This window comes from Streptomyces sp. NPDC001920 (assembly GCF_053594495.1).
The window spans coordinates 143,261-167,045 of sequence record NZ_JBSFEP010000002.1; the positions used below are offsets into that span (position 1 = coordinate 143,261).

25 protein-coding genes and 3 pseudogenes are annotated in these 23,785 nt (G+C 73.1%); 12 read left to right on the top strand and 16 right to left on the bottom strand.

The features are described 5' to 3' along the window. Nucleotides 1–46 precede the first annotated feature (46 nt). The 3 genes from ACWCPI_RS03210 to ACWCPI_RS03220 all read left to right on the top strand — a co-directional run bounded on the left by ACWCPI_RS03210 (nucleotide 47) and on the right by ACWCPI_RS03220 (nucleotide 4,413). Complete coding sequence (locus tag ACWCPI_RS03210) at nucleotides 47–2,671, top strand: PEP/pyruvate-binding domain-containing protein (RefSeq protein ID WP_451036473.1); 2,625 nt, start codon at nucleotides 47–49, stop codon at nucleotides 2,669–2,671. Continuing rightward, the gene (locus ACWCPI_RS03215) at nucleotides 2,668–3,582 is read left to right on the top strand and encodes a hypothetical protein (RefSeq protein WP_451036474.1); all 915 of its coding nucleotides are present in this window, start codon (nucleotides 2,668–2,670) and stop codon (nucleotides 3,580–3,582) included. The genes ACWCPI_RS03210 and ACWCPI_RS03215 overlap by 4 nt, the downstream gene beginning before the upstream one ends. Before the next feature lie 126 nt (nucleotides 3,583–3,708). Beyond that, nucleotides 3,709–4,413, top strand: a complete 705-nt coding sequence (locus tag ACWCPI_RS03220) for a fused DSP-PTPase phosphatase/NAD kinase-like protein (protein WP_451036475.1) — start codon at nucleotides 3,709–3,711, stop codon at nucleotides 4,411–4,413. A 21-nt stretch (nucleotides 4,414–4,434) separates the two neighbouring features. On the opposite strand, the gene ACWCPI_RS03225 is transcribed toward ACWCPI_RS03220, so the two are convergent. From ACWCPI_RS03225 to ACWCPI_RS03235, 3 genes are all read right to left on the bottom strand, one after another. Then, nucleotides 4,435–5,250, bottom strand: coding sequence for an SAM-dependent methyltransferase (locus ACWCPI_RS03225; RefSeq protein ID WP_451036476.1), 816 nt, complete (start codon nucleotides 5,248–5,250; stop codon nucleotides 4,435–4,437). A gap of 102 nt (nucleotides 5,251–5,352) precedes the next feature. After that, entirely contained in the window at nucleotides 5,353–5,607 is a 255-nt protein-coding gene (locus tag ACWCPI_RS03230) for a DUF397 domain-containing protein (protein WP_019757219.1), read from the bottom strand. Further along, complete coding sequence (locus ACWCPI_RS03235) at nucleotides 5,608–6,468, bottom strand: helix-turn-helix domain-containing protein (RefSeq protein ID WP_451036477.1); 861 nt, start codon at nucleotides 6,466–6,468, stop codon at nucleotides 5,608–5,610. A gap of 239 nt (nucleotides 6,469–6,707) precedes the next feature. Here ACWCPI_RS03235 and ACWCPI_RS03240 point away from each other — a divergent pair, with 239 nt between their 5' ends. The 3 genes from ACWCPI_RS03240 (at nucleotide 6,708) to ACWCPI_RS03250 (ending at nucleotide 9,865) form a co-directional block, all read left to right on the top strand. Continuing rightward, complete coding sequence (locus tag ACWCPI_RS03240) at nucleotides 6,708–7,343, top strand: ATP-binding protein (protein WP_451036478.1); 636 nt, start codon at nucleotides 6,708–6,710, stop codon at nucleotides 7,341–7,343. Beyond that, nucleotides 7,334–7,759 carry a hypothetical protein gene (locus ACWCPI_RS03245; RefSeq protein WP_451036479.1) on the top strand — a complete coding sequence of 142 codons (426 nt, stop codon included), beginning with the start codon at nucleotides 7,334–7,336 and terminating at the stop codon, nucleotides 7,757–7,759. Before ACWCPI_RS03240 ends, ACWCPI_RS03245 begins: the two co-directional genes overlap by 10 nt. A 162-nt stretch (nucleotides 7,760–7,921) precedes the next feature. Further along, nucleotides 7,922–9,865, top strand: coding sequence for an ABC transporter ATP-binding protein (locus ACWCPI_RS03250; protein WP_451036480.1), 1,944 nt, complete (start codon nucleotides 7,922–7,924; stop codon nucleotides 9,863–9,865). 44 nt (nucleotides 9,866–9,909) lie between these two features. Here ACWCPI_RS03250 and ACWCPI_RS03255 read toward each other — a convergent pair whose 3' ends face one another. From ACWCPI_RS03255 to ACWCPI_RS03265, 3 genes and pseudogenes are all read right to left on the bottom strand, one after another. Continuing rightward, nucleotides 9,910–10,095 (bottom strand): hypothetical protein, encoded by a 186-nt coding sequence (locus ACWCPI_RS03255; protein WP_388811769.1) that lies wholly within the window; start codon nucleotides 10,093–10,095, stop codon nucleotides 9,910–9,912. Nucleotides 10,096–10,249: 154 nt separating this feature from the next. Further along, nucleotides 10,250–10,607, bottom strand: a pseudogene (locus ACWCPI_RS03260) (DUF899 family protein); the annotation flags it as partial. 174 nt (nucleotides 10,608–10,781) lie between these two features. After that, nucleotides 10,782–12,146, bottom strand: coding sequence for an amidohydrolase (locus tag ACWCPI_RS03265; protein WP_451036481.1), 1,365 nt, complete (start codon nucleotides 12,144–12,146; stop codon nucleotides 10,782–10,784). Between the two features lie 218 nt (nucleotides 12,147–12,364). Between ACWCPI_RS03265 and ACWCPI_RS03270 the strand changes: the two genes are divergently transcribed. Continuing rightward, on the top strand, nucleotides 12,365–12,940 hold the full coding sequence (locus ACWCPI_RS03270) for an SAM-dependent methyltransferase (protein WP_451036482.1): 576 nt from the start codon (nucleotides 12,365–12,367) through the stop codon (nucleotides 12,938–12,940). Here the strand turns inward: ACWCPI_RS03270 and ACWCPI_RS03275 are convergent. Further along, nucleotides 12,899–14,821: an FUSC family protein gene (locus ACWCPI_RS03275; RefSeq protein WP_451036483.1), complete on the bottom strand. Its 1,923-nt coding sequence runs from the start codon at nucleotides 14,819–14,821 to the stop codon at nucleotides 12,899–12,901. The genes ACWCPI_RS03270 and ACWCPI_RS03275 overlap by 42 nt on opposite strands. Nucleotides 14,822–15,105: 284 nt before the next feature. On the opposite strand from ACWCPI_RS03275, the gene ACWCPI_RS03280 reads away from it, so the two are divergent. The 3 genes from ACWCPI_RS03280 (at nucleotide 15,106) to ACWCPI_RS03290 (ending at nucleotide 16,761) form a co-directional block, all read left to right on the top strand. Then, nucleotides 15,106–15,774: a hypothetical protein gene (locus tag ACWCPI_RS03280; protein ID WP_451036484.1), complete on the top strand. Its 669-nt coding sequence runs from the start codon at nucleotides 15,106–15,108 to the stop codon at nucleotides 15,772–15,774. Between the two features lie 94 nt (nucleotides 15,775–15,868). After that, the gene (locus ACWCPI_RS03285) at nucleotides 15,869–16,306 is read left to right on the top strand and encodes a RidA family protein (RefSeq protein WP_451036485.1); all 438 of its coding nucleotides are present in this window, start codon (nucleotides 15,869–15,871) and stop codon (nucleotides 16,304–16,306) included. Further along, entirely contained in the window at nucleotides 16,303–16,761 is a 459-nt protein-coding gene (locus ACWCPI_RS03290) for an N-acetyltransferase family protein (protein ID WP_451036486.1), read from the top strand. The genes ACWCPI_RS03285 and ACWCPI_RS03290 overlap by 4 nt, the downstream gene beginning before the upstream one ends. An 88-nt stretch (nucleotides 16,762–16,849) precedes the next feature. Here the strand turns inward: ACWCPI_RS03290 and ACWCPI_RS03295 are convergent. The 4 genes and pseudogenes from ACWCPI_RS03295 to ACWCPI_RS03310 form a co-directional block, all read right to left on the bottom strand. Beyond that, a pseudogene (locus ACWCPI_RS03295) lies at nucleotides 16,850–17,193 on the bottom strand (aspartate/glutamate racemase family protein); the annotation flags it as partial. 187 nt (nucleotides 17,194–17,380) lie between these two features. Then, nucleotides 17,381–18,043 (bottom strand): maltokinase N-terminal cap-like domain-containing protein, encoded by a 663-nt coding sequence (locus tag ACWCPI_RS03300; RefSeq protein WP_451036487.1) that lies wholly within the window; start codon nucleotides 18,041–18,043, stop codon nucleotides 17,381–17,383. Continuing rightward, nucleotides 18,016–18,228 (bottom strand): annotated as a pseudogene (locus ACWCPI_RS03305) (hypothetical protein); the annotation flags it as partial. The gene ACWCPI_RS03300 and the pseudogene ACWCPI_RS03305, both read right to left, overlap by 28 nt. A 48-nt stretch (nucleotides 18,229–18,276) precedes the next feature. Next, nucleotides 18,277–19,002 (bottom strand): uracil-DNA glycosylase, encoded by a 726-nt coding sequence (locus tag ACWCPI_RS03310; protein WP_451036488.1) that lies wholly within the window; start codon nucleotides 19,000–19,002, stop codon nucleotides 18,277–18,279. 50 nt (nucleotides 19,003–19,052) lie between these two features. On the opposite strand from ACWCPI_RS03310, the gene ACWCPI_RS03315 reads away from it, so the two are divergent. After that, nucleotides 19,053–19,583 (top strand): RNA-binding S4 domain-containing protein, encoded by a 531-nt coding sequence (locus ACWCPI_RS03315; RefSeq protein WP_451036489.1) that lies wholly within the window; start codon nucleotides 19,053–19,055, stop codon nucleotides 19,581–19,583. Nucleotides 19,584–19,646: 63 nt separating this feature from the next. Here the strand turns inward: ACWCPI_RS03315 and ACWCPI_RS03320 are convergent, their stop codons facing one another. Beyond that, the gene (locus tag ACWCPI_RS03320; RefSeq protein ID WP_451036490.1) at nucleotides 19,647–20,105 is read right to left on the bottom strand and encodes a DoxX family protein; all 459 of its coding nucleotides are present in this window, start codon (nucleotides 20,103–20,105) and stop codon (nucleotides 19,647–19,649) included. 101 nt (nucleotides 20,106–20,206) lie between these two features. Beyond that, nucleotides 20,207–21,130 carry an acyltransferase domain-containing protein gene (locus ACWCPI_RS03325; RefSeq protein WP_451036491.1) on the bottom strand — a complete coding sequence of 308 codons (924 nt, stop codon included), beginning with the start codon at nucleotides 21,128–21,130 and terminating at the stop codon, nucleotides 20,207–20,209. A gap of 64 nt (nucleotides 21,131–21,194) precedes the next feature. On the opposite strand from ACWCPI_RS03325, the gene ACWCPI_RS03330 reads away from it, so the two are divergent. After that, the gene (locus ACWCPI_RS03330; RefSeq protein ID WP_451036811.1) at nucleotides 21,195–21,515 is read left to right on the top strand and encodes a DUF6343 family protein; all 321 of its coding nucleotides are present in this window, start codon (nucleotides 21,195–21,197) and stop codon (nucleotides 21,513–21,515) included. A gap of 32 nt (nucleotides 21,516–21,547) precedes the next feature. On the opposite strand, the gene ACWCPI_RS03335 is transcribed toward ACWCPI_RS03330, so the two are convergent. The 3 genes from ACWCPI_RS03335 to ACWCPI_RS03345 form a co-directional block, all read right to left on the bottom strand. Then, nucleotides 21,548–21,928: a tetratricopeptide repeat protein gene (locus ACWCPI_RS03335; RefSeq protein ID WP_451036492.1), complete on the bottom strand. Its 381-nt coding sequence runs from the start codon at nucleotides 21,926–21,928 to the stop codon at nucleotides 21,548–21,550. 50 nt (nucleotides 21,929–21,978) lie between these two features. After that, complete coding sequence (gene coaE / locus ACWCPI_RS03340; protein WP_451036493.1) at nucleotides 21,979–22,614, bottom strand: dephospho-CoA kinase; 636 nt, start codon at nucleotides 22,612–22,614, stop codon at nucleotides 21,979–21,981. A gap of 63 nt (nucleotides 22,615–22,677) precedes the next feature. Next, nucleotides 22,678–23,616 carry a PAC2 family protein gene (locus ACWCPI_RS03345; protein WP_451036494.1) on the bottom strand — a complete coding sequence of 313 codons (939 nt, stop codon included), beginning with the start codon at nucleotides 23,614–23,616 and terminating at the stop codon, nucleotides 22,678–22,680. Nucleotides 23,617–23,785: the final 169 nt, after the last annotated feature.

The window sequence follows — 23,785 nt, forward strand, 5'->3', positions numbered from 1 at the left end:
ACCCCCGCGCGTCCCCCCTGTTGGCGGCCGGTCCTGGAGGGTGCTCATGACGACGCTCTACGAACGTCACGGAGAAGGTGCACGCGACGGGGAAGAGCACCGGGGCGACGTCAAGACCGGCCTGGCCGAGATGTACCGGCCGGCCATCGTCCCGCTGGACCAGCCCGGCGTCGCACTGCCGCGCCTGATCGGGTCCAAGGCCGCGAACCTCGCCCGCGCGGCCCGCGCCGGCCTGCCCGTGCTGCCCGGTTTCGTGATCCCGCCCCGCGCGGGCGGCGACACCGTGGCCCTGCGACGTGCCTGGGACGAGCTCTCCGACGGCGGCGCCCGCCCACTCGCCGTACGGTCCTCCTCACCGCAGGAGGACACCGAGGAATCCTCGCTGGCGGGCCAGTTCGCCTCGGTACTGGACGTGCTCGGCTGGCGCGCCTTCCGTTCGGCCGTGCGGACCGTGCTCGACTCGGCACACCGTCCCGACGGGTCCACGGCGCCGATGGCGGTGCTGGTGCAACCGATGCTCACGGCGCGGGTGGGCGGGGTGATGTTCGGGGCCGACCCCGTCGAAGGGCGGGCCGACCGGATACTGGTCAGCGCGGTGTGCGGTGGGCCGGACAGCCTGGTCAGCGGTGCCCGGACCGGCACCGACTACTGGTTGAGCGGACAGGGACGGCTCCTGCGGACGGAGGTCTCGCAGAACAGCGCCACGGAGGCCGTCAGGGCAATACCCTCGGGCGACGTCCGCGCCGCCTCCCTGCAGGCCGGCCCCTTGCTCACCCGCCGTGAACTGTTCCGGTTGGCGCGGCTGGCTCGGCAGGTCCGGCGGGTCTTCGGCGGACCGCAGGACATCGAGTTCGGCTTCGACGACGACGGGGGGCTCTGGCTCTTCCAGAGCCGGCCGATCACCGCGATGGCGCCACGGCCCGCGCGCGGGGCGCGGCTGCTCGGGCCCGGACCGGTGGCGGAGACGCTGCCCGGACAACTGGCGCCCCTGGAGGAGGACCTGTGGGTGGCGCCGATGGCCCGTGGGCTCGCCACCGCGCTCGACCTCGCGGGCACAGCGCCGCGCCGGCTGCTGAGGTCGGTGCCGGTGGTCACCACGGTCGCCGGACGCGCCGCAGCCGACCTGCGCCTCCTCGGTACCGTGCCACCGCGGCATCGCTGGCTGGCGCTGCTCAACCCGGCGCCGGGCGCCCGGCGGCTCACCGCGGCCTGGCGGATGGGGCGCCTCGCGTCGTCCCTGCCGGGGCTGGCTGCCGATCTCGCCGCCGACGTCGACCGCCACCTCGCCGAGATCCCCTCGCCCAGCGGACTGCCCGGTGCCGCCCTGGCCGATGAGCTCCGCTGGACCCGCCGGGCCCTGGCCTCCCTGCACGCCCAGGAGGCCCTCGCGGGAGCCCTCCTGCAGGAACCGCCCCGGAGCCGGACAGCCGCCGGTACGGCTCTCGCCGCCCTGGCCGACGCCCGCGCCCGCGGCGTACCCGAGGACCGGCTGATCACCACCGATCCCGTGATCCTGGCCCTCACCGCCCCGAGCCTGCGAGACCGAGGACGGCAGCCGGACACCCCGGGCACAGCGGCCTTCACGGGCACTGCGCCGCCCACGAGCACAGGGACGCCCGCGGCCACGGCTACGCCCTCCACCACGCCCGCGGCCACCACCACGCCCGCAGCCACGACGACCCCCGGGCTCGACGAGGCAACAGCCCTGATACGGCCGACCAACGGCACACCCCACCCCGGAAGCGAGGGCAGCAGCCACCCGACCGCCCCGCGTCCACCCGCCCTCGAACGGACCCAGCGGATCCGGCCGGCCAAGCCAACCCACCAGACCCAGCGGACCCAGCGGTCCCACCAGACCCAGCGGATTCACCAGACCCAGCCGATCGAGCGCACCCAACCGATCGAGCAGATCCCCCAGATCCAGCAGGGCCACCTGACCCGCCGGACCCAGCCGCCCCACAAAGGCCCCCGTCTCACCAACACACCCGCGGCCCACACGACACCCCACCCACCGAACACCACCGAACACACCCCACCCCACCCCCACCCCCCGATAACGGAACCCCCCACCACCCCCACCTCACCCCCCACCTCCCTCCCACCCCGCGAAGCCCTCCGCCTCCGCATCCGCTGGGTGCAGGAACTGCAGGTGCGGATCGTCCGGGACGTGGCGCGGCGGGCAGGGCTCGACGTGGAGCGTCTCGGCCTGCTGCGCTGGGCCGAGCTGGCCGCCGTGCTGGACGGCGCGGATCTGCCCGCCGACCTCCCCGCGCGCGTGCCCCGGCCCCGGACGCCGCCGCTGCCGGACCTGTTCCGGCTCGCGGAAGGGGAGGTCGTCGTGGCCGAGCGCGGCGCACGCCGGGGCGACGGCGTGCGGGGCGTGTCCGCCGGGCGGGCCGTCGGGACCGCATGGGACGGGGCGGACCCCCGGCCGGCGGACGCGGTGCTGGTCGTGCGGACCCTGGACCCCACGCTCGCCCCGCTCCTGCCGCACCTCAGCGGCCTGGTCGCCCAGACCGGCAGCCCGCTGTCCCATCTGGCCGTCCTGGCGAGGGAGTTCCGGATCCCCGCGGTCGTCGGCGCCGCGGACGCCGTACGCCGCTTCCCGACCGGTTCCCGGCTCACCGTCGACGGGACCGCCGGTGACGTGCGACCGGGGGACGCGCCATGAGGAAGGTCGCGTACGTCTTCGCAGCACTGGCCGCCGCCGGGGCGGGCACCTACCTCGTCATCTACCTGTACCGGTGGCAGTGGCAGCGGGCGCTGATCTGCGGGGTGCTGCTGCTGGTGGTCGAGGTGCTCCTGTTCGGTCTGGTGACCATGGGACGGCTGAACCGGATCGAGGAACGGCTGCGCGACTCCGACCGGCGGCAGCGCGAGTGGGACGCCCGCCAGGAGGACGTACTGACGCGGCTGCGCGAGCCGGCAGCGGCGCGCGAGGAAAAGCGGTTCCGCTGGCTGGACGACCCGGCGGACCGGGCGTACGTCTTCGTGCCGGTTCTGATGGTCGCCGGGGTGCTGCTGTCGGCGCTCGCCTGGGTGGTGCAGAAGGTCGCCTCGGCCACGGCGAGACCGGCCGAACGTCACCTGTCCGGGCGGCTGGCCGTCCTCGCCGCGCCGGATCCGGCGGCATCCGGCGACCTGGAGGATCTGCCTCCGCTCGGCGGAATCCGGCGTACGGCACGGCTCGCCGCCGTCACCACGGCCGGCGTCGCCCTGCTCGCCACCCTGGTGGTGGGTCTCGCCGACCTGACCCAGACCAGAAAGGGGGAGGCCAACGGGCACGAGGCGACCTCGGTGCTCCTCCGGGTCGACCTGCGGGAGCCGCACGTGTCGGCCGAAGGCAAGGCGCTGGCCGCACGGCAGATCTGGGAGAGCTGCCGGCACTCCACATCCGCGCCGCTGCTGCGCGCCCCTCTCGGCGACCTGGGGAACGGCATGTTCGCGGGGGTCGTCCGGCCCGCGCTCAGGGATCACGACGTCATGCGGCTGCGCGGCTGCCTGGAGGACGCGACGCTGGAGCGCGCTCACCTCACGGTGGTCGCTGTCAGCGATATGGAGTCGAGCGAGGACTCTGAGTGATCGGCAAGGGGGCAACCTGCCCGGAAAATGAGACATAGTGCACATAATCTGACCTATCACTCATTGATCACAGACCGGGGGGTACTCTTCTAAGGCGCCCTCGTCCCCTAGCCCCCCGGGTCGCCCATGGCTGTCATCTCTGCCACCCTGCCCCGCCCTGCCTTCCGCGAACGCCCGCTCTCCTGGCGCGCCCCGCGCGTCCTCCTGGGTCTCCTCATCGGCTACCTCGTCCTCTGGGCCGCCGGCGCCGGCGGCGTTCTGGGCCTGTCGTACTGGGCCCGGACGGAGACCCCCGCACCGACCGGAACGCGCAGCGTCCAGGGCGTGAACCACTTCCAGCCCGTGGACTCCGACGGCCGGCTGTGGCGCGGCTCCGCCCCCTCCCCCGCCGGTTACCGAGCGCTGGCGGACATGGGCATCACCACCGTCGTCGACCTGCGCGCCGAGCGGATGAACGCCACTCAGCTCGCCGAACCGGGCAAGGCCGGGCTGAAGGCCGTACGCCTGCCGATCCGTGACGGGCAGACGCCGTCGCCGCAGCAGGTGCAGCGCTTCCTGGGCGTGGTCTCCTCGACGTCCGGACCGGTGTTCGTGCACTGCGGCGCGGGTGTCGGTCGCACGGGCGCGATGGTCGCCGCGTACCTCGTGCACACCGGCAAGGAGTCGCCGGCGCAGGCGGTCCGGCGCAACCTCGCGGTCGGACCGCCCTCGCTGGAGCAGATCTACTACGGGCTGAACCTGTCCCCGGCCAAGGCCGAGCAGCCGCCGCTGCCGGTGGTGGTCGTCAGCCGGCTCGTGGACGCCCCGCGGCGCATGATGTCGTACCTGTAGCCCCGGCCCGGCGGGCCCCCGCTACGGCTTGCGCGCCACCGCCCCGTACCCGGGGATGACCCCTTCGTCCTGCCCGGGTACGGGCTCTCCCAGTTCGGGGTGCCACCGGTGCGGGATCTCCACGCCGGGCTCGACGAGTTCGAGGCCGTCGAAGAAGCGGGTGAACTCCGCACGGGAGCGCAGCGCCAGCGTGACGCCGGCCGCCTGGAGTTTCGCGGTGGCCGCCGCGGATTCCTCCGGCGTGAAGTCGGCGGTGGCGTGGCTGATCACCAGGTAGCTGCCGGAGGGGAGTTCGGCCAGCAGTCGACGGACCAGGTCGTGGGCACCGTCGTCGTCCGAGACGAAGTGCAGCAGCGCGATGAGGGAGAGAGCCATCGGGCGGTCGAAGTCCAGGACCTTCCTGGCGCCTTCGAAGACGCTGCCGGGGTCGCGCACGTCGGCTTGCAGGTACTCGGTGACGCCCTCGTCCGTGCCGCGCAGCAGGGCCGCCGCGTGAGCCAGCACGATGGGGTCGTTGTCGCAGTAGACGACGCGCGCGTCGGGGGCGACCCGCTGGGCGATCTGGTGGAGGTTCGGTTCGGTCGGGATCCCGGTGCCGATGTCCAGGAACTGGCGTACGCCGTTCTCGGCGAGCCAGCGCGTGGCCCGCTGCATGAACGCCCGGTTGACCCGCGCCATCACCGGTACGCGCGGGTCGAGGGCCAGCATCTGCCGCGCCATGGCCTCGTCGACGGGGTAGTTGTCCTTGCCGCCGAGATACCAGTCGTACATCCGGGCGGGATGGGGCTTGCCGGTGTCGATCTCGACGGGGTCCGGCCCGGTCATGACGAACTCCATGGGGCTCTGGGGCGGCGGAGAACGGAGCGTTCTCAACTCGGCACCAGAGTAAGGGAATTGGCGGGCGGACAAGGGGCGGCAGGGCTCAGGGGCCCGGCGCGGTCAGGACAACAGGAAGTCCGCCTCCCCGGCCTTGGCACCCTCGATGAACGCCGTCATCTCGTCCGTGGTGTAGATCAGCGCCGGCCCGTCCGGGTCGGTCGACTGACGAACGGCGATACGGCCGTCGGCGAGCTTCATCGCCTCCAGGCAGTTGCCACCGTTGCCGCCGCTCCACGGCTTGTGCCAGCCCTCGCTGCCCAAGTCCCGCGCGGGCATGCCGTTGTAGACGCGTATGCGCGGCTTGATGCGATCCATTCACAGCTCCTTGCGGAGATCCCGGAGGATCTCCTTCGTGCGATGTGCCGTGGCGGCCTGCGCCGCCATGCGGTCCATGACCTCCAGGTGGGTCGCCACCTCGGCGCGCGCGTCGAGATAGACGGCGCCGGTCAGGTACTCGCTGTAGACCATGTCCGGCAGTTCTGGCATGGCAAATCGGAACAGCACGAAGGGCCCGTACGTGCCGGGATGCGGCCCGTTCGCGAACGGGGCCACCTGCAGCGTCACGTTGGGCATCTTCGTGGCGTCGAGCAGCCGGTCGAGCTGGGCACGCATCACCTCCGGGCCGCCGACCCGGCGGCGCAGCACGGTCTCGTCCATCACGACCCACAGCCGGGGCGCGTCCTCGCGGGTGAGCAGTCGCTGGCGTTGCATGCGCAGGGCGACATGGCCCTCGATGTCGTCGGGGCTGGTCTGGCCGATCGCGCCCGATCTCAGTACCCCGCGCGCGTAGTCCTCGGTCTGCAGCAGGCCGGGCACGAAGTGGGGTTCGTAGGACCGGATGAGGCTGGCGGCGCCCTCCAGGCTGACGTACATCGAGAACCAGCCCGGCAGGATGTCGTGGAACCGCTGCCACCAACCGGGCTTGTTGGCCTCCTCGGCCAGTTGCACGAAGGCCGCGGCCTCGTCGTCGGGGATGCCGTAGGCCTTCAGCAGCAGTTGGAGGTACGGGATCTTGAGAGAGACCTCGGCCGTCTCCATACGGCGGACGGTGGCGGGGGCGACGCGCAGGACGCGGGCGGCGTCCTCACGCTTGAGCCCGGCGCGTTCCCGCAGGTCCAGCAGGCGTCGCCCGAGGACGACCTGACCGACCGTCGGCGCGGACCGCGGCTCGCTCACGCTCCACCTCCACGAATGAGTCCCGCCTGATTCCCGACAGACCGATTGAACCCCGACAGGCCGACGGCGCCATTCGAAGACCTGCTCGAAGACCTCGGTAGAACCGGCGGGTCCTCGCGATCCCAACTGGCGCCGTTCGACATGCTGTTGCGAGCAGTGTGCCACGGCCTTCCAGAGAGTCACACAGCACTCTGCAATTTTCAGAGTGACACTTGCCAAGTGTTCACGCCGGGGAGATAGTGGCAAGCGTGATTCCGTCCCCGCCCTTAGGAACAGACGCCGCCGCGCTCCCCCACGACCTCGGCGCCCCGGCCGTCGGCCCCCAGCGGGGCGATGCCGCCGAGCGCCGGTTCCGCTTCGAACTGGCCGCGCATCCGGGTTCCCCCGGACAGGCCAGACGTCTGACCAGGGCGCGGCTGAGCGGCTGGACGGTGTGCGAGGACACCTGCGACACGGCGGCTCTGGTCGTGTCGGAGCTGGTCACGAACGCGATCGTGCACACCGCCAGCGAACACATCGTGTGCGAGCTCCAGGACGGCCCCGAGCTGGTGCGCATAGCCGTACGTGACGAGGGATGCGCGCCCGGCGAGCCGCACCCGCTGGCGGCCCGCCCCGAGGAGGAGCACGGGAGGGGACTGCTCCTCGTCGACGCGCTGTGCCACGCGTGGGGCGCCCACGAGCAGGAATCCGGACTGGTGGTCTGGGCGGATCTGCCCCGCGGCGACATGTGCTGGGACGCTTCCCCAGGCGGCATCGAGCCCCGCGGCGACCTCGGCTGGGGGTCTCGGCCCAAGCCGGGCCCGGCCGGGGGTTCCGGCGACGAGGACGAGGCACAGGCGCGGTACGACGGGGAGACGGGGGCCGCATGGCAGTGAGCGGCGCGTCCGGCGGGGGCCAGGTGCTGAGCCTGGACACGCTGATCCGGCTCCGTCGCGGCCTCACCGCTCCGCCGCGGCTGACGCTTCCCGAGGGGATGACCACACCGCTGGGCTGCGACGCGGTGGGGGTGCCGGCGCGGTTCGGCCCGTCGGTCCTGCCCCGGCTGCCCCGGGCGGGGTGTGTGTACGCCGACGACGCGTACTGGTGGTGGATCGTGCCGTCCGACTCCGATTACGCGCTGGAGTGGCCGGACGGGGTGCGGTACTCGACCGGAGCGGCGGTCCTGGACACGCCTCGGCTGATCCATCGGCCGGACGGGACCGTTCCCTACACGCCGCCGATTCCGCTGTATCTGGTGTTGTGCCGGGTGACGGGCACCACGCCCTCCTGGTCGCAGCCGCTGAGCGCGTGACACCTCGCCCCCGCTGAGGTCTGCCGCCCGCCGACGGGCCGGCGCCCCGGACACGCGGGTACGCCCGCGCGCACCCCCCACCTCCCCGCACGCCCTCCCCCGCACGCGTCCGCCCGGCCATAGTGGCCCTCCGTCACTAGTGGCGGTCGGGGGAGGCGGACGGTGGGGAAGAAGCGCGGGACGGGTGCGGGCGGGGTCTCCGAGTCGGAGCGGCTGCTGTTCGGGGGTCCGCTGCGGTACGACGTGGGGTGGAACCAGCACCGCGACGCCTATCTGGAGCTGAGCCTGCGGGCCATGGTGACGCGGTTGCCGTCGCTGCTGGGCATCAGTTTCCGGCTGGCCTGGCAGGCCGACCGGCGTGCCGCGCGGATCGTGCTGGTGGCCGAGGTCGGCCGAGGGCTCGCGCAGGCGGTCGGACTGCTCGCCGTCAACAGTGTGCTGGGGCGGCTGATCGGCGGCGGGGCGCTGGAGGAGCGGCTGCGCGATGCCGTCCCGGCGCTCGCCGCCATGGCCGCCGTGATGGTGGTCTCGACGCTGCTGCGGGCCGCGTCGACGTACGCCACCGGGCGGCTGGAGCCCAAGGTGGAACGGGTGGCGACCGAGCTGTATCTGGAGCGGGCGGCGGCCGTGGAGCTGGCCGCGATCGAGGACCACGCCTTCCACAAGCTGCTGGACACCGCGCAGTACGGCGCCGCCTCCGCCCGCCGCATGATCTCGTACAGCACGCGTGTGGTGAACGCCGCCATCTCGCTGATCGCGGCCGCGGGCGTGCTCGCCGTGCTGCACCCCGCCCTGCTGCCGCTACTCGTCACGATGACGCTGCCCAGCGCCTGGAGCGCCCTGACCAACGCCCGCCGCCGCTACGAGTCCTTCCACACCTGGGTGCAGCACTCCCGCGCCGGCCATCTGATCAGCGGGCTGCTGACCGAGCCGGCGGCGGCGCCCGAGATCCGGCTGCACGGTGTGGGCCCGTTCCTGCTGCGCCACTATCGGGCGATGTCCGAGGTGGCGGAGGCGGAGCAGGCCCGGCTGGCCCGGCTCGCCGCGCGCACGGGGCTGATCGCGGCGGCATGGACGGGGCTCGCGACCGTGGCGACGTACACGACGCTCGGCGCTCTGCTGCTGGCCGGCGCCATGGCGCTGTCGGTGGCGGGTACGGCCGTCATCGCCATCCGCACGGGCTCGTCGAGCCTCGACACCCTCGTCCTGGAGGTCAACGCGCTCCACGAGGAGGCCCTCTTCGTGGGTGACCTTCAGCGGCTGTACGTCGAGGCGGCCGAACGGGCGATCCCGGTGGGCGGAGCCGCGCTGCCCGAGGATCCGGAGGAGATCCGCTTCGAGAACGTCAGCTTCAGCTACCCGGGGGAGTCCGCCCGTCCCGCCCTCGACGACGTCACGCTCACCCTCCCCCTCGGCCGGATCGTCGCGCTGGTCGGCGAGAACGGATCCGGTAAGACGACCCTGGTCAAGCTGCTGGCGGGGCTGTACGCCCCGGACCGGGGCCGCATCCTGTGGGACGGTGTCGACGCGGCCGGCGCCGACCGGCACCAACTCGCCGAGCGCATCGCGATGGTGGCCCAGGACTTCAAGCGCTGGCCGTTCACGGCACGGGTCAATGTCGCCGTCGGCCGGTCCTCCGCGCCCCTGACCGAGGAACGTCTCGCCGCCTCGCTCGCCGAGGCGGGGGCCGAGCACGTGGTGGCCGATCTGCCGCGCGGCCTGGACACCCTGCTGGCCCGGCAGTTCAGCGGCGGGCACGAGATGTCCGGCGGTCAGTGGCAACGGCTCGGGATCGCCCGGGCCGCCTACCGGCGGGGCCGCATCCTGATCGTGGACGAGCCCACGGCAGCCCTGGACGCCCGGGCCGAGCTGGAGGTCTTCGAGAAGATCCGCGCGCTGGCCTCCGGCGGCCAGACGGTCGTCCTCATCACCCACCGGCTGGCGTCCGTACGCCACGCCGACCTGGTGCACGTCCTCGACCAGGGCAAGCTCGTGGAGTCCGGCACACCGGACGAGCTGCTGGCCACCGGCGGCATCTACGCCGAGCTGTACTCACTCCAGGCCGAGCAGTTCACTGCGCGGGTGCCCGCCCCCGAGGCGGGCTGATCGACGCCGCGGCCCGACCGGAGGACGGCCCGACGGGCCCCGTCTCACGCGGCCGCGTCGGCCGTGGCCTCTCCCCGGACGATCACCAGGAACGTGTCCGTCGCCAGGTCCATGACGACCTCGGCGGCCAGGCCCTCCATCCGCCGTGCGTGCGCGAACTCCTCCGCCGGCCACGATCCCCGCGGCCCTCCCGCGGGAAAGCGTTCGAGCACTGTTCGCCCGTTCACCATCCTGCACCTCCAGTAAGCGTCGTGCTTGTAGGAGTTAACGCCCGCCGGAGGTGAATCGCCTCGCCCGGTGACGGGACTGAGACGTAGTTGACACTCGTTCACCGCTCTGGGTGAAGGCTCGCTCACTCTTGAGGGTCAAACACTACGTTCGGTGTCAGTCCTCGTACTCGTCGTGATAACGCAGGCGCTCACTTCCCGCAGGCGCCCCAAGAGCCGACGCGCGCCCCTTGGGTTCCTCCCACTCCTCCTGCCGACCCAGCGCGGTGAGGTCAAGGAAGCCGGTGGTCGAGCCGAGCCCGTCCAGGCCTCGCTCGAAACGTCGAGTACGTGTGGAACACGCGCTCCCTGTCCCGCAGGAAGCGGCTGACGCCGGGCCGTTCCACCAACTCGCCCTCGTGCACCAGGGTCACCTCGAAGTCGTGGTTGAACTCGCTGCCCTACGACGAGTACCAAGGCACCGTCCACCCCATGCGTGCCTTGGAGGGAAGAATCTTCGTGTACGGCGCCCGCGACGAGTCGGTGCCGTCCTCGCACACCCCAGAACGTTCGCCTGGACCAAGACAGCCGACGAGATCCTCGGCAGGGTCGCCGCCTACTGCCGGCGAATCTCCGTCTCGGGTCCCTAGGTCGTGTCCGCAAAGTCCCGCCTGCCCTGCGGGCGGACGACGGGACTTTGCGGGCACGACCTAGGTGTCGTACTCCTGGATCCGCCTGCCGTGGCCGCGGTCGAGCAGGGCGGGCATGCGCTCCTCCAACTCCGCCACGGCCGAGGGGACGTCGATCGTCAGCAGCTCCCGGTCCCGCATCAGGATCCGTCCGTCGACGATGGTCGTGCGCACGTCGGAGGAGCGGGCGCAGTGCACGAGGGTGGCGGCGAGGTCGTGGACGGGCTGGGTGTGCGGGCCGGTGAGGTCGACCAGGACGAGGTCGGCGCGCCGGCCGGGCGCGATGCTGCCGAGGCGGTCACCGAGCCCGACCGCGCGGGCGCTCTGGAGGGTGGCGTGGTGCAGGGCCTGACGGGAGGTCAGCCAGCGGGGGTCGCCGGTCGTCGACTTCTGGACCAGGGCCGTCAGGGCCATCGCCTCCCACACGTCGAGGGAGTTGTTGGAAGCGGCGCCGTCCGTGGCGAGGCCGACGGGGATGCCGATGTCGTGCAGGGCGCGTACGGGTGTGGTGGTGGGCCAGGCGAACTTGAGGTACCCGCGGGGCGCGGTGGCCACGGCCGTGAGACCGGGGGCGTCGCGCAGGACCGGCAGGTCGCGGGCGAGGATGCCGGTGCCGTGGGCGATGAGGACGTCGACGTCGAGGAGCCCGGTGCGCTTCAGGACCTCGACGGGGGTCACGCCGTGGCGGGCGAGGCTGGTGTCGGTCTGGTCGCGGTTCTCGGAGGCGTGGATGTGGACCGGGAGCCCGTGCTCGCGGGCGAGTTCCGCGGTGGCGGCGAGGTCGGCCTCGTCCACGGTGTAGGGGGCGTGCGGGGCGAGCGCGGTGGTGATACGGCCGTCCGCGCCGCCCCGATGCCGGAGCGCGAAGTCCAGCGACCTCTCCCGTCCGCCGGGTCCCTGGGAGGAGAAGAACGCCTCACCCAGGTGGGCCCGCATCCCGCACTCGGCGACGACGGCGGCGACCGCGTCCATCGAGAAGTAGTGGTCGGCGAAGCAGGTGACGCCGCCCCGGATCATCTCGGCGCAGGCGAGCCGCGCCCCCAGCTCCACGTCCTTGCCGGTGAGGTTGGACTCGACGGGCCAGACGACGTCGTTGAACCACTCCTCGGTGGGCAGGTCCTCGGCGACGCCGCGCAGGGCGACCATGGGGGCATGGGTGTGGCAGTTGACGAGGCCCGGGAGGGCGACCTGGCCGGGCGCGTCGAGGCGTTCGAGGGCGGGTCGGCCGCGCACGGCGTCGGCGGTCGTGACGGACTCGACGACTCCGTCGCGGACGACGACCGCGGCGTTCTCCTCGAACCCGATCCGCTCGTGATCATCGTGCACGAGGACGGTGCAGCCGGTGATGATGAGGTCGGCGGGAGCCTCTTCGGGAGAAGGCGTCATCACGCCAACGTACGGCGGGGCCGTCGGGTCGCGTGGGCCGAACCGCGCATTCGCGTCGCGGACCCGTCGCACCGCCCGCTCCCCTTGCGGGCGCGCCGGGGCCGGACCCGGCGGCGGTCCGGGTACGGGGCGGGGCCGGGGCCGGGGCCCGCGGTGACGGTCGGGGACCCGGAACGGAGCCGGAAGGCAGACCGGCGGGATGAGAGGAGAGACGGGCCGTGGGTGACGTCCCGGAGCGTCTGACCTGGGCGGTCGAGAACCTGGACGTCTCCCCCACCGACCGGGTGCTGGAGATCGGCTGCGGCCGGGGAGCAGCGGTGGCCCTGGTGTGCGAGCGGCTGACCTCCGGCACGGTGACGGCGATCGACCGCTCGGAGACGGCGGTACGGGCGGCACGGCTGCGTAACGCGCGCCGGGTCGCGGCGGGCCGGGCGGTCCTTCACCGGGCGTCCCTCGAGGACGCCGACTTCCCCGTCGCCGCGTTCGACAAGGTCTTCGCCGTCAATGTGAACCTCTTCTGGGCCCACGCCGAGGACGAGGAGGCCGTCGCCGCGGTGGCCGCCCTGCGGCGGTGGCTGGCGCCCGGCGGTGTGCTGTGCCTGTGCTGGGAGCCACCCAAGGGGCGAAGGGCCGAGGAGATCGCCGGGAAGGTGGAGCCGGTCGTGGCGGCGCAGGGGTTCGCGACCCAGGTGCGGGCGGGAGTGACGGCGGCGGGCGGGCACTTGGTGGCCGTACGTGCTGTCGCACCCGTCTCAGACGGCGAGGGGGAGGCCGGGGGGTGCGGGGAACCGTAGCCCGTACCGACCCCGTTCCTTCTCCAGCTCCTCCAGGAGACCGGCGAGCTGGCCGATGTCCGCGGGTGTGAGCCGACCGGAGTCGTCGAGGTGCACGGCGCAGGCGGTCGTCGCGTCGACGAGCCGTTCGAGGGTGGCGACGACCTCGTCCGCGCCCTCCGTGTGCCGGGCGAGCGCGGGCAGTTCGGCGGAAGCGAGGGCGATGGCGCCACGGGCCTCGGCGAGCGCACGGTAGGCCTCGCGCCGGAGGGTCCAGCGCACGGCGCGGGCGCCGGGGGCGGCGGGGTCGGGGCCGTACGGCAGGTCGACGGTGTTCCCGGCCCCGGACTCACGCAGCACGTGGGCGAGGTAGGCGTAGGTGGCCCGGGCGGCCGCCGTGAGGCGTGACCGCACGCCCCCGCCCCGCTGCCCCGGCATCGGGAGGTGCCCCACGACGAGCACGAGCGCGCAGGCCAGCAGGGTCTCCCCGATGCGGCTCGCGGACGCCTGCGGTTCGCCGCCCACCATCACCAGGGCGAGGACGAGGAGGGTCACCACCAGGGTCTGGGCGGCGAAGTGCCGCGTCGCCACGGGGATGAGGGCGCCGCTGAGCGCCACGAGCGCGATGAGCCCTTCCGGCCGGGGCAGCACGGCCGCGAACCCGGCGAAGAGCAGGGCTCCCAGCACGGTGCCGGCGGCCCGGCACAGCACCCGGGACACGAGGGGTCCGAGGTCGGGCTTGACGAGGAAGACGGTGGTGGCCGGGAGCCAGTACCAGTGTTCGTGCTGCCCGTACCACTGGGCGTGGTGCAGGGCCTGGGCGATGCCGACACTGGCCCCGAAGCACAGGGCGACCCGCAGGCCGTACTCCCGTCCGCCGGCCCCGAACACACCTCGGATCAGGTCTCCGGCCGTATGCCGCCGGGTGTGCAGGTCGCTTCCCTTCCCCCGGTCGAAGGCCTCGGCGGCATGCAGCAGGGCGTCGTCGAGGGCACGCAGGGCGGGCGCCGAGCGGTGGGGCGCGGGGAGGGGGCCGGGCTGTGTGTTGGCGCGTACGGCCGCGGCGAGCCGGCGGGGCCCCGCGGAGGCCCGGGCGGGCACGGCTTCCCCCACCCAGGCGAGCGCGGTGGCGGCCTCGCCGAGCGGCAGCGCGGCGGCGTACTGCGCATGCAGCCGACGTTCGGTGGACGAGGAGGCGTACCGCCGCAGCCGGGGCCCGGTGAGGGCGTCCTGCGCGTGATCGAGGGCCGCGGTGAGCGCGGCGCGTCGGGCGGTGGCGTGCGCGCCGCCGGCGGCGTCGAGGAGGTCCGCGACGGCGTCGTACACGTCGGCGACGGCTTCCCGCTCCCCGTCGAACCGGAAGTCCCCGGCGAGCGAACCGGGCGTGGGCAGCGCGAGGCGCAGCGCGAGCAGCCACACGGCCCCGGCCAGATAGCCGAGCGCCCGCTGCCATCCCGGCTCGGGCAACGGCATCCCGGCCCCGATGGCGGCGGCGACGAGAAGCTGCGTACCGGCGGCGGAGGCCACGGGCCCGACGGCGCTGATGCCCCCGGCGAGGAGTCCGAGGCCGGTGAGCAGGACAGTCAGCGGAACCGCTCCGACGTGTTCCCCGGCGTACGTCCCGGCGAGCACCCCCGCCGCTCCCGCCAGCGCGGGCGCCCCGAGCCGCCTGACGGAGGCACGGCGGCTGCCGGGACGGTCGTTGACGCCGGCCAGCATGGCGGCGACGGCGGCCACGACGCCCAGGGTGGTGTGACCCGTGGCCACCCCGACGGACAGCAACGGTCCGGCGGCCAGTGCTCCCCGGACGACCGCGCTCCAGGGCACGGGGCCGCCTTGGGCGCGCAGGGCGTGGGCGAGCCAGGGAGGGAGGGCGAGGAACGATGGTGCGGGGCGGGACACGGGGCTCCTGTCGTCTCGTCGAGGGCGAGGGGTGGTGCCTTCGGGCGACGGCGGCCGGGGCTGTTGGCTGTGCTGTCCACGGTAGAACGGGTTGCTGGAGGCGGGAGGACGTGAACGTTTCGGGGATGTGACGATGCTTGAAAACGCCACGTTCTTTATGAACGCAACCACGAAGGACCGCGACCGCTCGCCGGAGCAGGGCCGCCGCCGCTCGACCGCGTTGTCAGTGCCGCGCGTTATCAATGATCTCGTCACTCAGTGTCACGACGACGGGGGGAGCGGTCATGGCGACGCACGAGAAGGGCCCGAGGGAGCAGAGCGAGGAACGGCAGCGGCCTGCCCGCGCGTATCTCTCCGCCGCCAACCTGCGCGCCCGCGGGTGGACCGTGGCCATGGTGCGCCAACTGCTCCACGGACCGGATCTGTTGCGGGCCAGTCCCGTCTCCCGGTCGGCCCCGCCGACCCGCCTCTACCGCATCGAGCGCGTCGAAGCCGCCGAGCGGAGCGAGGAGTTCCGGGCCCTGTCCGCCGTAGCCGCACGTCGCTCCCCGGGAGCGCGGGCCGCCTCGCAGCGCAGGCGGCGCGAGGTGTCGGCGCGGGTGGCCGCGGAGGCCTTGGACGTGCCACGGCTGGCACCGGCCAGGCTGACGGTGCTCGCCGTCGCGCACCATGAGCGGCGGGCCGCGGAGCGCACCGCGCAGAGCGGGGAGCCGACGGGGCGTACCGGGGCGGCCGGGATCCTCGACCGCTGGAAGGTCGACTATCTGCGCCACCGGCTGAGCCGCTACGACGACATCCTCGCCGACCTGCGCGACAGCGCGGGACGGGCGGCGGCCGAGGAGGTGTTGCGCCGCAGGGTCTACGCGGCCATCGCCGAGGCGTACCCGGAACTCGCCCGGGAATGCGAACGACAGCTGCGTGACTCCACGGGCGCGGTGGGACCCGCGGGGTGACCGGCGCGGGAAAATCGGATGCGCGGGCCGGTGCGGGCACTCATGATCGGCGGGTCGACCGCCGCGCACTCCACCCCGGCCCTCAGGAGCCCGCATGACCGCCCGTACCGCCATCCGCCGCGTGACCTCCCCCGCCCTCTTCCCACCCCCCACCTACTCGCACGCCTCCGTCGTCGAGGCCGGCACGAGGCTCGCCTTTCTCGCCGGTTCGGTGCCCCTCGACGCCGACGGGAACCTCGTCGGCGAGGGAGACCCGGTGCGGCAGACCGAGCAGGTGATCGCCAACCTGGCGGAGCAACTGCGCGCGGTCGGAAGCGACTTGGCACACGTGCTGTCCACCGACGTGTACGTCGTCAGCGGTGACACGGCGGTGCTGTCCGCCGTCTGGGACGTCGTCGAGGCGTCGGGGCTGAGCGCCGGTCCGCACGCGTCCACGCTGCTCGGGGTCGCCTGCCTCGGGTACCAGGGGCAGTTGGTGGAGATCACGGCCACCGCCGTCGTCCCGGAGGCGGTCCGGGAGCCGCGGTCGTGACCCCCGTGGCGCTCCGCCGGGCCGTCGCGACCGACGCGGGCGCCGTCGCCGACGTCTGGCTGCGGTCCTTCGCCGCCGCGCTGCCGACGGTCGTGCGGCCCCGTTCCGACGACGAGGTGCGGACGTACTTCCGGGAAGTGGTGGTGCTGTTGCGAGAGACCTGGGTCGCCGAGGCCGCCGACCGCGTCACCGGCGTCATGGTGCTCGACGGCGACCAGCTCTCCCAGCTCTACCTCGACCCCGACTGGCGCGGCCGTGGCATCGGCGACCGCTTCGTCGACCTGGCCAAGCGCCGCCGCCCGGGCGGGCTGAGCCTGTGGACCTTCCAGGTCAACACACCCGCCCACCGCTTCTACGAACGCCATGGCTTCGTCGCCGTCGAGCGCACGGACGGCAGCGGGAACGAGGAGCGGGAGCCGGACGTGCGGTACGTCTGGCGCCCGGGCCGGGGGTGAGCGACCCCTCGGCCGCCCTTCGTCAGGAGCGACCGGCCGATGGGCCCTGCGCAGGAGCGACCGACCGGCGCGCCCCGCGCAGGGGTGGTCAACCCGTCGGCCGCCCCCATGCCCGCCGCTTCGGCAACGGCTTGCCGTAACTCCCGGCCCGGCTCGTCCTCAGCCCCAACGCGGCCAGTGACTCGGCGAGTCCGACGGCCGCCGCCACCCCGTCGACCACCGGAAGCCCCAGGTTCTGCCCCATCGCCCGTCCCAGCCCCGTCATCCCGGCACACCCCAGCACCAGGACCTCGGCACCGGCGTCCCGGGCCCGTTCGGCCGCCGTCGGCAGCGCGTACTCCGCGCGCTCGCCGTCCTCCAGCTCCAGGACCCCGAGCCCGTTACCGACGACGGTTCGACGCAGTTGCGGCCCACCCCGGCCGTGTCCAGGCTGTGTCGTAACGGGGACCCTCGCCGCCGACAACCACCCGGACCCCCAGCGCGCTCGGTCAGCTGCCGCAGGCCCGCGGTCGCGGGCGGCCGCGCCGCGTCTGTCGGCCGGACGGACAGCGCCCCGACCGTGGGCCGCGCGAACAACACCGCACACCGAGCCCGGCCCGGACGGTCACGCCGTACGCCGTCAGGATCGCGGACCCGCGCTCAAGGTGGCGAACAGCCCGCGGACGCGGGTGCCGTCCGGCATGGACCAGGCGCCCGCGACATGGCCCGTCGAGCCCGGCTCCGGGAGGGGCTGACCGTCCGGGGCGGGCCGCAGGACGCGGTGCAGGTGGAGGGTCACGCCCCGCGGTGCGGTGAGGTCGGTGCCCTCGGGGTCGTCGGTGATTGTGGGGAAGGCCGGAGGAAGGGCTTCGTCACCGGCGTGGGAACGGGTGACCTCGTGGTCGGGTGTGTCGCTGACGCTCTGCGCCTGGGCGTGCACCCGGCCCTCCAGCAGGGCCGCCAGCTGGGCGAGCAGCACCGGGTCGTGGCAGCCGTCGTACACCCAGCGCGGACCCAGCACCCCGTGCTCCATGGTGCCGACCAGGGCGTGCTCCGCGCCGTCGAGCGGTGCGCCGCGGTAGGTGAGCGGTACCAGGTACGTGTGAGGGCTGGGGCCGGACGTGTCGGTGACCACCATGAACTCGATCCCGACCTCGCCCTCGGGGTCGTCCAGCCGGAAGCCGCCCGCCTTGGTCAGCTGCGGTTCGCCCGTGCCGCCCGCGTACCAGGGGCGGGTGGGCAGCCAGGAGGTGAGGAGTTCCACCTTCGTCGGCTTCAGGGTCGTGTGGTGAATGACTGCCATGTGAACGAGTCTCCTTCGAGGTGCGCGTACTTGTCCGTCGCCGCGATCAGCGCCTCGGTCATCCCGGGTGCCGCCGTGTCGTGCCCGGCCTCGTCGACGACGACCAACTCGCTGCGCGGCCGGGCATGATGGAGGCGCCATACGGTGCCGAGGAGGTTGCCGAAGTCGAGGCTGCCCTGGACGAGGTACGGCTCGATCTGCGGACAGAGGCCCATTCGATCAACGTAACGTCCCTACGGAGACCGCGTCGCCTCGGTTTCGAGCCCGGCCGCGACCGCCGCCGAACGCAGCACCTCCCGCAGCATCGCAGGCGTGAGCCTGCCGGTGAAGGTGTTGCGCTGGCTGACGTGGAAGCATCCGAAGAGGTCGAGCCGGTCACGGCCGTCGAGCCCGTCCAGCGCGACCCGCGTCCCGTGTGCGAAGGCGGGCCGCGGCCGCGGCACGCTCCATCCCGCCTCCGCGAGCGCCGGCAGCGTCGCCTGCCAGCCGAACGCCCCCAGCACGACGACCGCCCGCAGCGTGGGCCGCAGCAGCCTCAGCTCCTGAAGCAGCCAGGGCCGGCACGTCTCCCGCTCCCCCGGCGTGGGCTTGTTGGCGGGCGGGGCACAGTGCACCGGCGCCGTGACACGGACGCCGGACAGCTCCAGGCCGTCGCCCACCGCGACCGAGGTGGGCTGCGTGGCGAGGCCGACGTCGTACAGCGCCTGGTAGAGCACGTCCCCGGAACGATCTCCGGTGAACATCCGCCCGGTGCGGTTGCCCCCGTGTGCGGCCGGGGCGAGCCCGACGATCAGCAGCCGGGCGTCCGACGGGCCGAAGCCGGGTACCGGTCGGCCCCAGTACGTCTGGTCGGCGAAGGCGGCGCGCCTGGTGCGGGCCACCTCCTCACGCCAGGCCACCAGCCGCGGGCAGGCCCGGCAGTCCGCGATCCGGCGGTCGAGAGCGGCGAGGGCGTCCACAGCTCCACCGTACGGCCGCCCCGACCTGGTCCGCGGGCTAAGGTCGGAGCATGGCTTCCGAGGATGTCGAGGAGAGGGCCGGCAGCACGGCCGAGGGTCAGCCGGACGCGGCGAAGGCCGAGCGGCCCGTCGTCGACCCGAAGACCGCCGCCGCCGTGGCCGCGGCGGAGGCCGCCGGTCCGCAGAACGGCGAGTCCGTCCGGGTCGACAGCTGGATCTGGGCCGTACGTCTGGTGAAGACCCGCTCCCTGGGCGCCACCGCCTGCAAGGGCGGGCACGTACGCGTGAACGGCCAGAACGTGAAGCCCTCCCATTCCCTGCGTGTGGGCGACGAGGTGCGCGTTCGGCAGGAGAACCGGGAGCGGATCGTCATCGTCAAGCGGCTCATCCGCAAACGGGTCGGTGCCCCGGTGGCCGCCCAGTGCTACGTCGACAACTCGCCCCCTCCGCCGCCTCGCGAGGCCGTCGCCCCGGCCGGTGTCCGCGACCGCGGCACGGGCCGGCCGACGAAGCGGGACCGGCGGGAGATGGAACGGCTGCGCGGCCTCATGGGCGGCGCGGGACGGCCCCCCGGACCGTGACGTACGACGGTGGCGTCCAGCGGGCCGACGAGCCCCGTTCCGGACGCCACCGATGCCGTCGGCTCACGCACGCCGTCGCAGCAGCCGCAGCAGATCGGCGTTGGAGCTTCGCCGGGCCCAGGCGATCAGGGCGAGCGGCACGATCAGGATGAGCGGTGTCGCCGCGTTCTCGCCCTCGAAGGCCGTGATCGTGACGACGAACGCCCCCACCATCAGGGCGCTCAGCGCCATGGCCGCCACGGACTGCAGCACCGGGATCAACAGCGCGAGGGCACCGGCGAGTTCGAGTGCGCCGATGATGTACATCCCCGTGCTGCCCCAGCCGAGCTCCTCGAAGCCCTCGACGGCCGTCGGGTGCGCGATCAGCTTGGGCAGCCCGCTCGCGACGGCGTAGAAGAGGGCGAGCAGTATCTGCAGTCCGCGCAGGGCGATTCGGGCCCGGCGGCCGCGCGGGGTCGCGGACTCGGCGATGACGGTGCCGGACGGGGCGGAGGCGCCGACGGAGGCGGTCGTCTCGGACATGGGGGTTCTCCTGTGTGAGCGGTGGTCCGTGGTGCTGTCACAGGGGTAGACCCGGCTTCGCGGCGGAACTCATCGCTGCACGACGGGAGTTCTGGCGGCTTTCACCCGCCCCCGTCCCACGGCAGCCAGCCGTGCCCGATGTACCAGTGTCCGCCCGCCCGCAGATGGTCTCCGACCGCCCGCTCCAGGGCCGTTCGGCGCGGCAGGCCGTCGACAGGCGACTCCGGGTCCCCGAACACGAATCGGACCGGCTCGGTGTCGGTGGGTTCGCCGCCCTGGGGGGCCATGCTCCAGCGTGTCTGGAACCGGACGATGTTGGAGTCCTCGGGAAGGTACTCGGCGAGCTGCGGGTCCAGCAGCCAGGAGTGGCAGGTCGCGGCCGCGTACCGCTCCTGCGGGAAGTGCCGCGGGAAGAACTCGCGGGCGAGCGCCAGCGACCGGTCGACGGCGGCCGGGGAGAGCGGTCCGTGGAAGTCGGGGATGTGCAGGTTCAGACAGGGCGTGCCCGGGCCGGCGTCGAGCCCGGCCGCCGCGAGCGCGGCAGCCGTCCGCTCCCCGAGCCGCGTCCGCTCGAACTGGAGCCGCCCCAGTTGATACAGCTCGCCGCGGAAGTGACGGACGAGCCACCACGGGGCCTGCACCCCGGTCCGGCCGTACCGCCTGCGGTGCTCGGCCATGTTCCGCCCGAGGTCGGCGAGGGTACGCCGGGAGACCTCGGCCGGGATGCCGCGCTCTCGGTGGTACGCGCGTGTGTACGGCAGTGCCGCGACGAACACGTACACGGGGAAGCAGCGCCGCAGCGCCCCCGAGGGCCAGTCCAGCTCCCAGTCCGAGGCGCACCGCCCGGTCGGGTCGCCGACCTCGCCCAGCCCCCGGACCAGCTCGTCGACGAACCCCTCCAGCAGCCGACGCAGTTCCGGGTCGTCCGTGACGCGTCGGCCCATCCGCACGAGGTCGTTGACGTCCTCGTGGTTCACCTGGAGGTCGAGCAGCATCTCGGCGAGGTCATCGGTGTCCGGTAGCACTGAGCCCCCTGCAAGGAATCCGGCGGGTACGAGGAGTACCTTTCAAGAAGGAGTGGTGATGCGGATGCGTACGGGCAGCGAGCCGACGACAGCACGCAGTGCGCTGCGGGTCCGCTTCTGGCTGTGCGTGTGGGGTGTCGTCTGGACGGTCTTCGGTACCGTCGCGTTCGCGCTCGTCGGCCGACCCGGCTGGGCGGCGGCCTGCGGGGCGCTGTGGCTGGTGATCACCGTCGACCTGGCGATGGTCCTGCGGCACATCCGTCAGGGCCCGCACTACCAGCCGGGCCGCGACATACCGCCGTACAGCCCGCCCGACAGCCGTCCCCACCGGCCGCCGTCGCCGAACCGTCCGTACCCGCCGGCCCGGGGGGACCACCGCCGGTAGCCGGCCCCTCGCTCCCGCCTCAGGGTCGTCGCTCACTCGTCGAACCGGGCCGCCTTCAGGTACTCCGGGTTCGGGTCGAGTGCCGCCGCCAACCGGAAGTGGCGCTTGGCCTGCTCGGGTCTCGCCTGGCGCTCATAGGTCCGGGCGAGCGCGAAGTGCGCGAACGCGTTGTCCGGTTCACGCTCCAGGACGATGGTGAACTCCAGCTCCGCGGGCCGTAGTTGAGCGGCGGCGAAGAAGGCACGCGCGCGCAGCAGCCGGGCGGCGGTGTTCTCGGGGTGCGCGGCGATGACCCCGTCGAGCAGCTTCACCGCGCCTCGCGGGTCGCGTGCGGCGAGCAGTTGCTCGGCGGCGCGGAAGTCGATGACATGCGTCTGCGGAGTACGTCCGGTCGAACCGCTGGTCTCGGGCACGGCGAAGTCCTTCCCTCACTGGGACGGTTCAACGCGCGAACACCGAGCCGCTATTCCTGGGGCGGCTGGGGCCGGGTGGTGTGCTGAGCCCCCTGGGCCCGGCGCACCAGGTCCGCCCACACGTCCTTGACGCGCCGCTGAAGCGCTTCCAGTGGGACGTCGTTGTCGATGACGATGTCCGCGATCTCCAGACGCTCCTCACGTGTGGCCTGCGCGGCCATACGCGCCCGTGCGTCCTCCTCGGCCATGCCGCGCAACCGGACCAGCCGGTCGAGCTGGGTCTCGGCGTTCGCGTCGACGACGATCACGAGGTCGTAGAGCGGCGCGAGGCCGTTCTCCGTGAGGAGCGGTACGTCGTGGACGACCACGGCGTCCTCGGCGGCGGCCTCTTCGAGCGCGCGGGAGCGGGCACCGACGAGGGGGTGGACGATCGAGTTCAGCACGGCGAGCCGGTCGGGGTCGGCGAAGACGATCGAGCCCAGCTTGGGCCGGTCCAGACTGCCGTCCGCGGCGAGCACGTCCTCGCCGAATGCCTCGACGACGGCCGCGAGACCGGGCGTGCCGGGTGCGACGACCTCACGCGCGATGCGGTCCGCGTCGATCAGCACGGCCCCGCACTCCACGAGCAGCCGCGACACCTCGCTCTTGCCGGCACCGATGCCGCCGGTCAGGCCCACCTTCAACATGTGCCGAAGCTTAGGCCCTGCCACCGACAGCGCGCCCGGCAGGACCGGCCCCCTCGGCTGCCGTCAGTTGTCGCCCTCGCGCTCCGCCAGGAACCGCTCGAACTCACGGCCGATCTCGTCGGCCGACGGGATGTCGACCGGTTCGGCGAGCATGTTGCCGCGGCTCTCGGCCCCGGCGATCGCGTCGTACTGGTGCTCCAGGCCCTCGACGAGGTTGGTCAGCTCCTCGTCGCCCTCGCGGATCTGGCGGTCGATCTCGTTCTGCGTGCGGTGGGCCTCGGTGCGCAGGGAGTGCGCGATGCCGGGCAGGACGAGTCCGGTGGCCGCGGTGACGGCCTCCAGGACGGTCAGGGCCGCGTCCGGGTACGGCGAGCGGGCGATGTAGTGCGGGACGTGCGCGGCGACGCCCAGGACGTCGTGCCCGGCCTCCATCAGCCGGTACTCGACGAGGGACTCGGCGCTGCCGGGCACCTGGGCCTCGTCGAAGGGGCTGCGGTGGCCCGGGACGAGTTCGGTGCGGTTGCCGTGCGGGGTGAGGCCGACCGGGCGGGTGTGCGGGACGCCCATGGGGATGCCGTGGAAGTTCACCGACAGGCGCACGCCCAGCCGCTCCACGATCTGCTTCACGGCCGCCGCGAAACGCTCCCACTCCACGTCCGGCTCGGGCCCGGACAGCAGCAGGAAGGGCGCCCCGGTGGCGTCCTGGACGAGCCGCACCTCGATAGCGGGCTCCTCGTAGCCGCTCCAGCGGTCGCGCTTGAACGTCAGCAGCGGACGGCGGGCGCGGTAGTCCACCAGCCGGTCGTGGTCGAAGCGGGCGACGACCTGGTGGGGCAGCGAGTCGAGGATCCGCTCGACGATCTGGTCGCCGGTCTCCCCCGCGTCGATGTATCCGTCGAAGTGGTAGAGCATGACAAGACCGGCCGACTCCTGGGCCAGCGCCATGTCGACGACCGCCAGACCCTTCGGCTCCCATGCGTACAAACCCTGCGGATCAAGCACTGTGACCGCTCCTCCTTGTGTCCGTACGTGACAACGCCCTTACGGGCGTGGACATTCCCGGGACAGGGCGACTCACGATCTTTGCGGATCCGGCCGCTGGTCGGCCGCCCCCAGACACGGCTGAGGGGCCGCACCTCGAAAGGTGCGGCCCCTCAGTCAGGAGCTACTG

Coding starts and splice junctions, on each gene's coding strand:
- ACWCPI_RS03265 (WP_451036481.1), bottom strand. CDS start 12,146: ATGACGCCTTCTCCCGAAGAGGCTCCCGCCGACCTCATCATCACCGGC.
- coaE (WP_451036493.1), bottom strand. CDS start 22,614: ATGTTGAAGGTGGGCCTGACCGGCGGCATCGGTGCCGGCAAGAGCGAG.
- ACWCPI_RS03220 (WP_451036475.1), top strand. CDS start 3,709: ATGGCTGTCATCTCTGCCACCCTGCCCCGCCCTGCCTTCCGCGAACGC.
- ACWCPI_RS03245 (WP_451036479.1), top strand. CDS start 7,334: ATGGCAGTGAGCGGCGCGTCCGGCGGGGGCCAGGTGCTGAGCCTGGAC.
- ACWCPI_RS03280 (WP_451036484.1), top strand. CDS start 15,106: ATGGCGACGCACGAGAAGGGCCCGAGGGAGCAGAGCGAGGAACGGCAG.
- ACWCPI_RS03320 (WP_451036490.1), bottom strand. CDS start 20,105: ATGTCCGAGACGACCGCCTCCGTCGGCGCCTCCGCCCCGTCCGGCACC.
- ACWCPI_RS03215 (WP_451036474.1), top strand. CDS start 2,668: ATGAGGAAGGTCGCGTACGTCTTCGCAGCACTGGCCGCCGCCGGGGCG.
- ACWCPI_RS03330 (WP_451036811.1), top strand. CDS start 21,195: ATGCGTACGGGCAGCGAGCCGACGACAGCACGCAGTGCGCTGCGGGTC.
- ACWCPI_RS03300 (WP_451036487.1), bottom strand. CDS start 18,043: ATGGCAGTCATTCACCACACGACCCTGAAGCCGACGAAGGTGGAACTC.
- ACWCPI_RS03225 (WP_451036476.1), bottom strand. CDS start 5,250: ATGGAGTTCGTCATGACCGGGCCGGACCCCGTCGAGATCGACACCGGC.
- ACWCPI_RS03210 (WP_451036473.1), top strand. CDS start 47: ATGACGACGCTCTACGAACGTCACGGAGAAGGTGCACGCGACGGGGAA.
- ACWCPI_RS03230 (WP_019757219.1), bottom strand. CDS start 5,607: ATGGATCGCATCAAGCCGCGCATACGCGTCTACAACGGCATGCCCGCG.
- ACWCPI_RS03255 (WP_388811769.1), bottom strand. CDS start 10,095: ATGGTGAACGGGCGAACAGTGCTCGAACGCTTTCCCGCGGGAGGGCCG.
- ACWCPI_RS03285 (WP_451036485.1), top strand. CDS start 15,869: ATGACCGCCCGTACCGCCATCCGCCGCGTGACCTCCCCCGCCCTCTTC.
- ACWCPI_RS03315 (WP_451036489.1), top strand. CDS start 19,053: ATGGCTTCCGAGGATGTCGAGGAGAGGGCCGGCAGCACGGCCGAGGGT.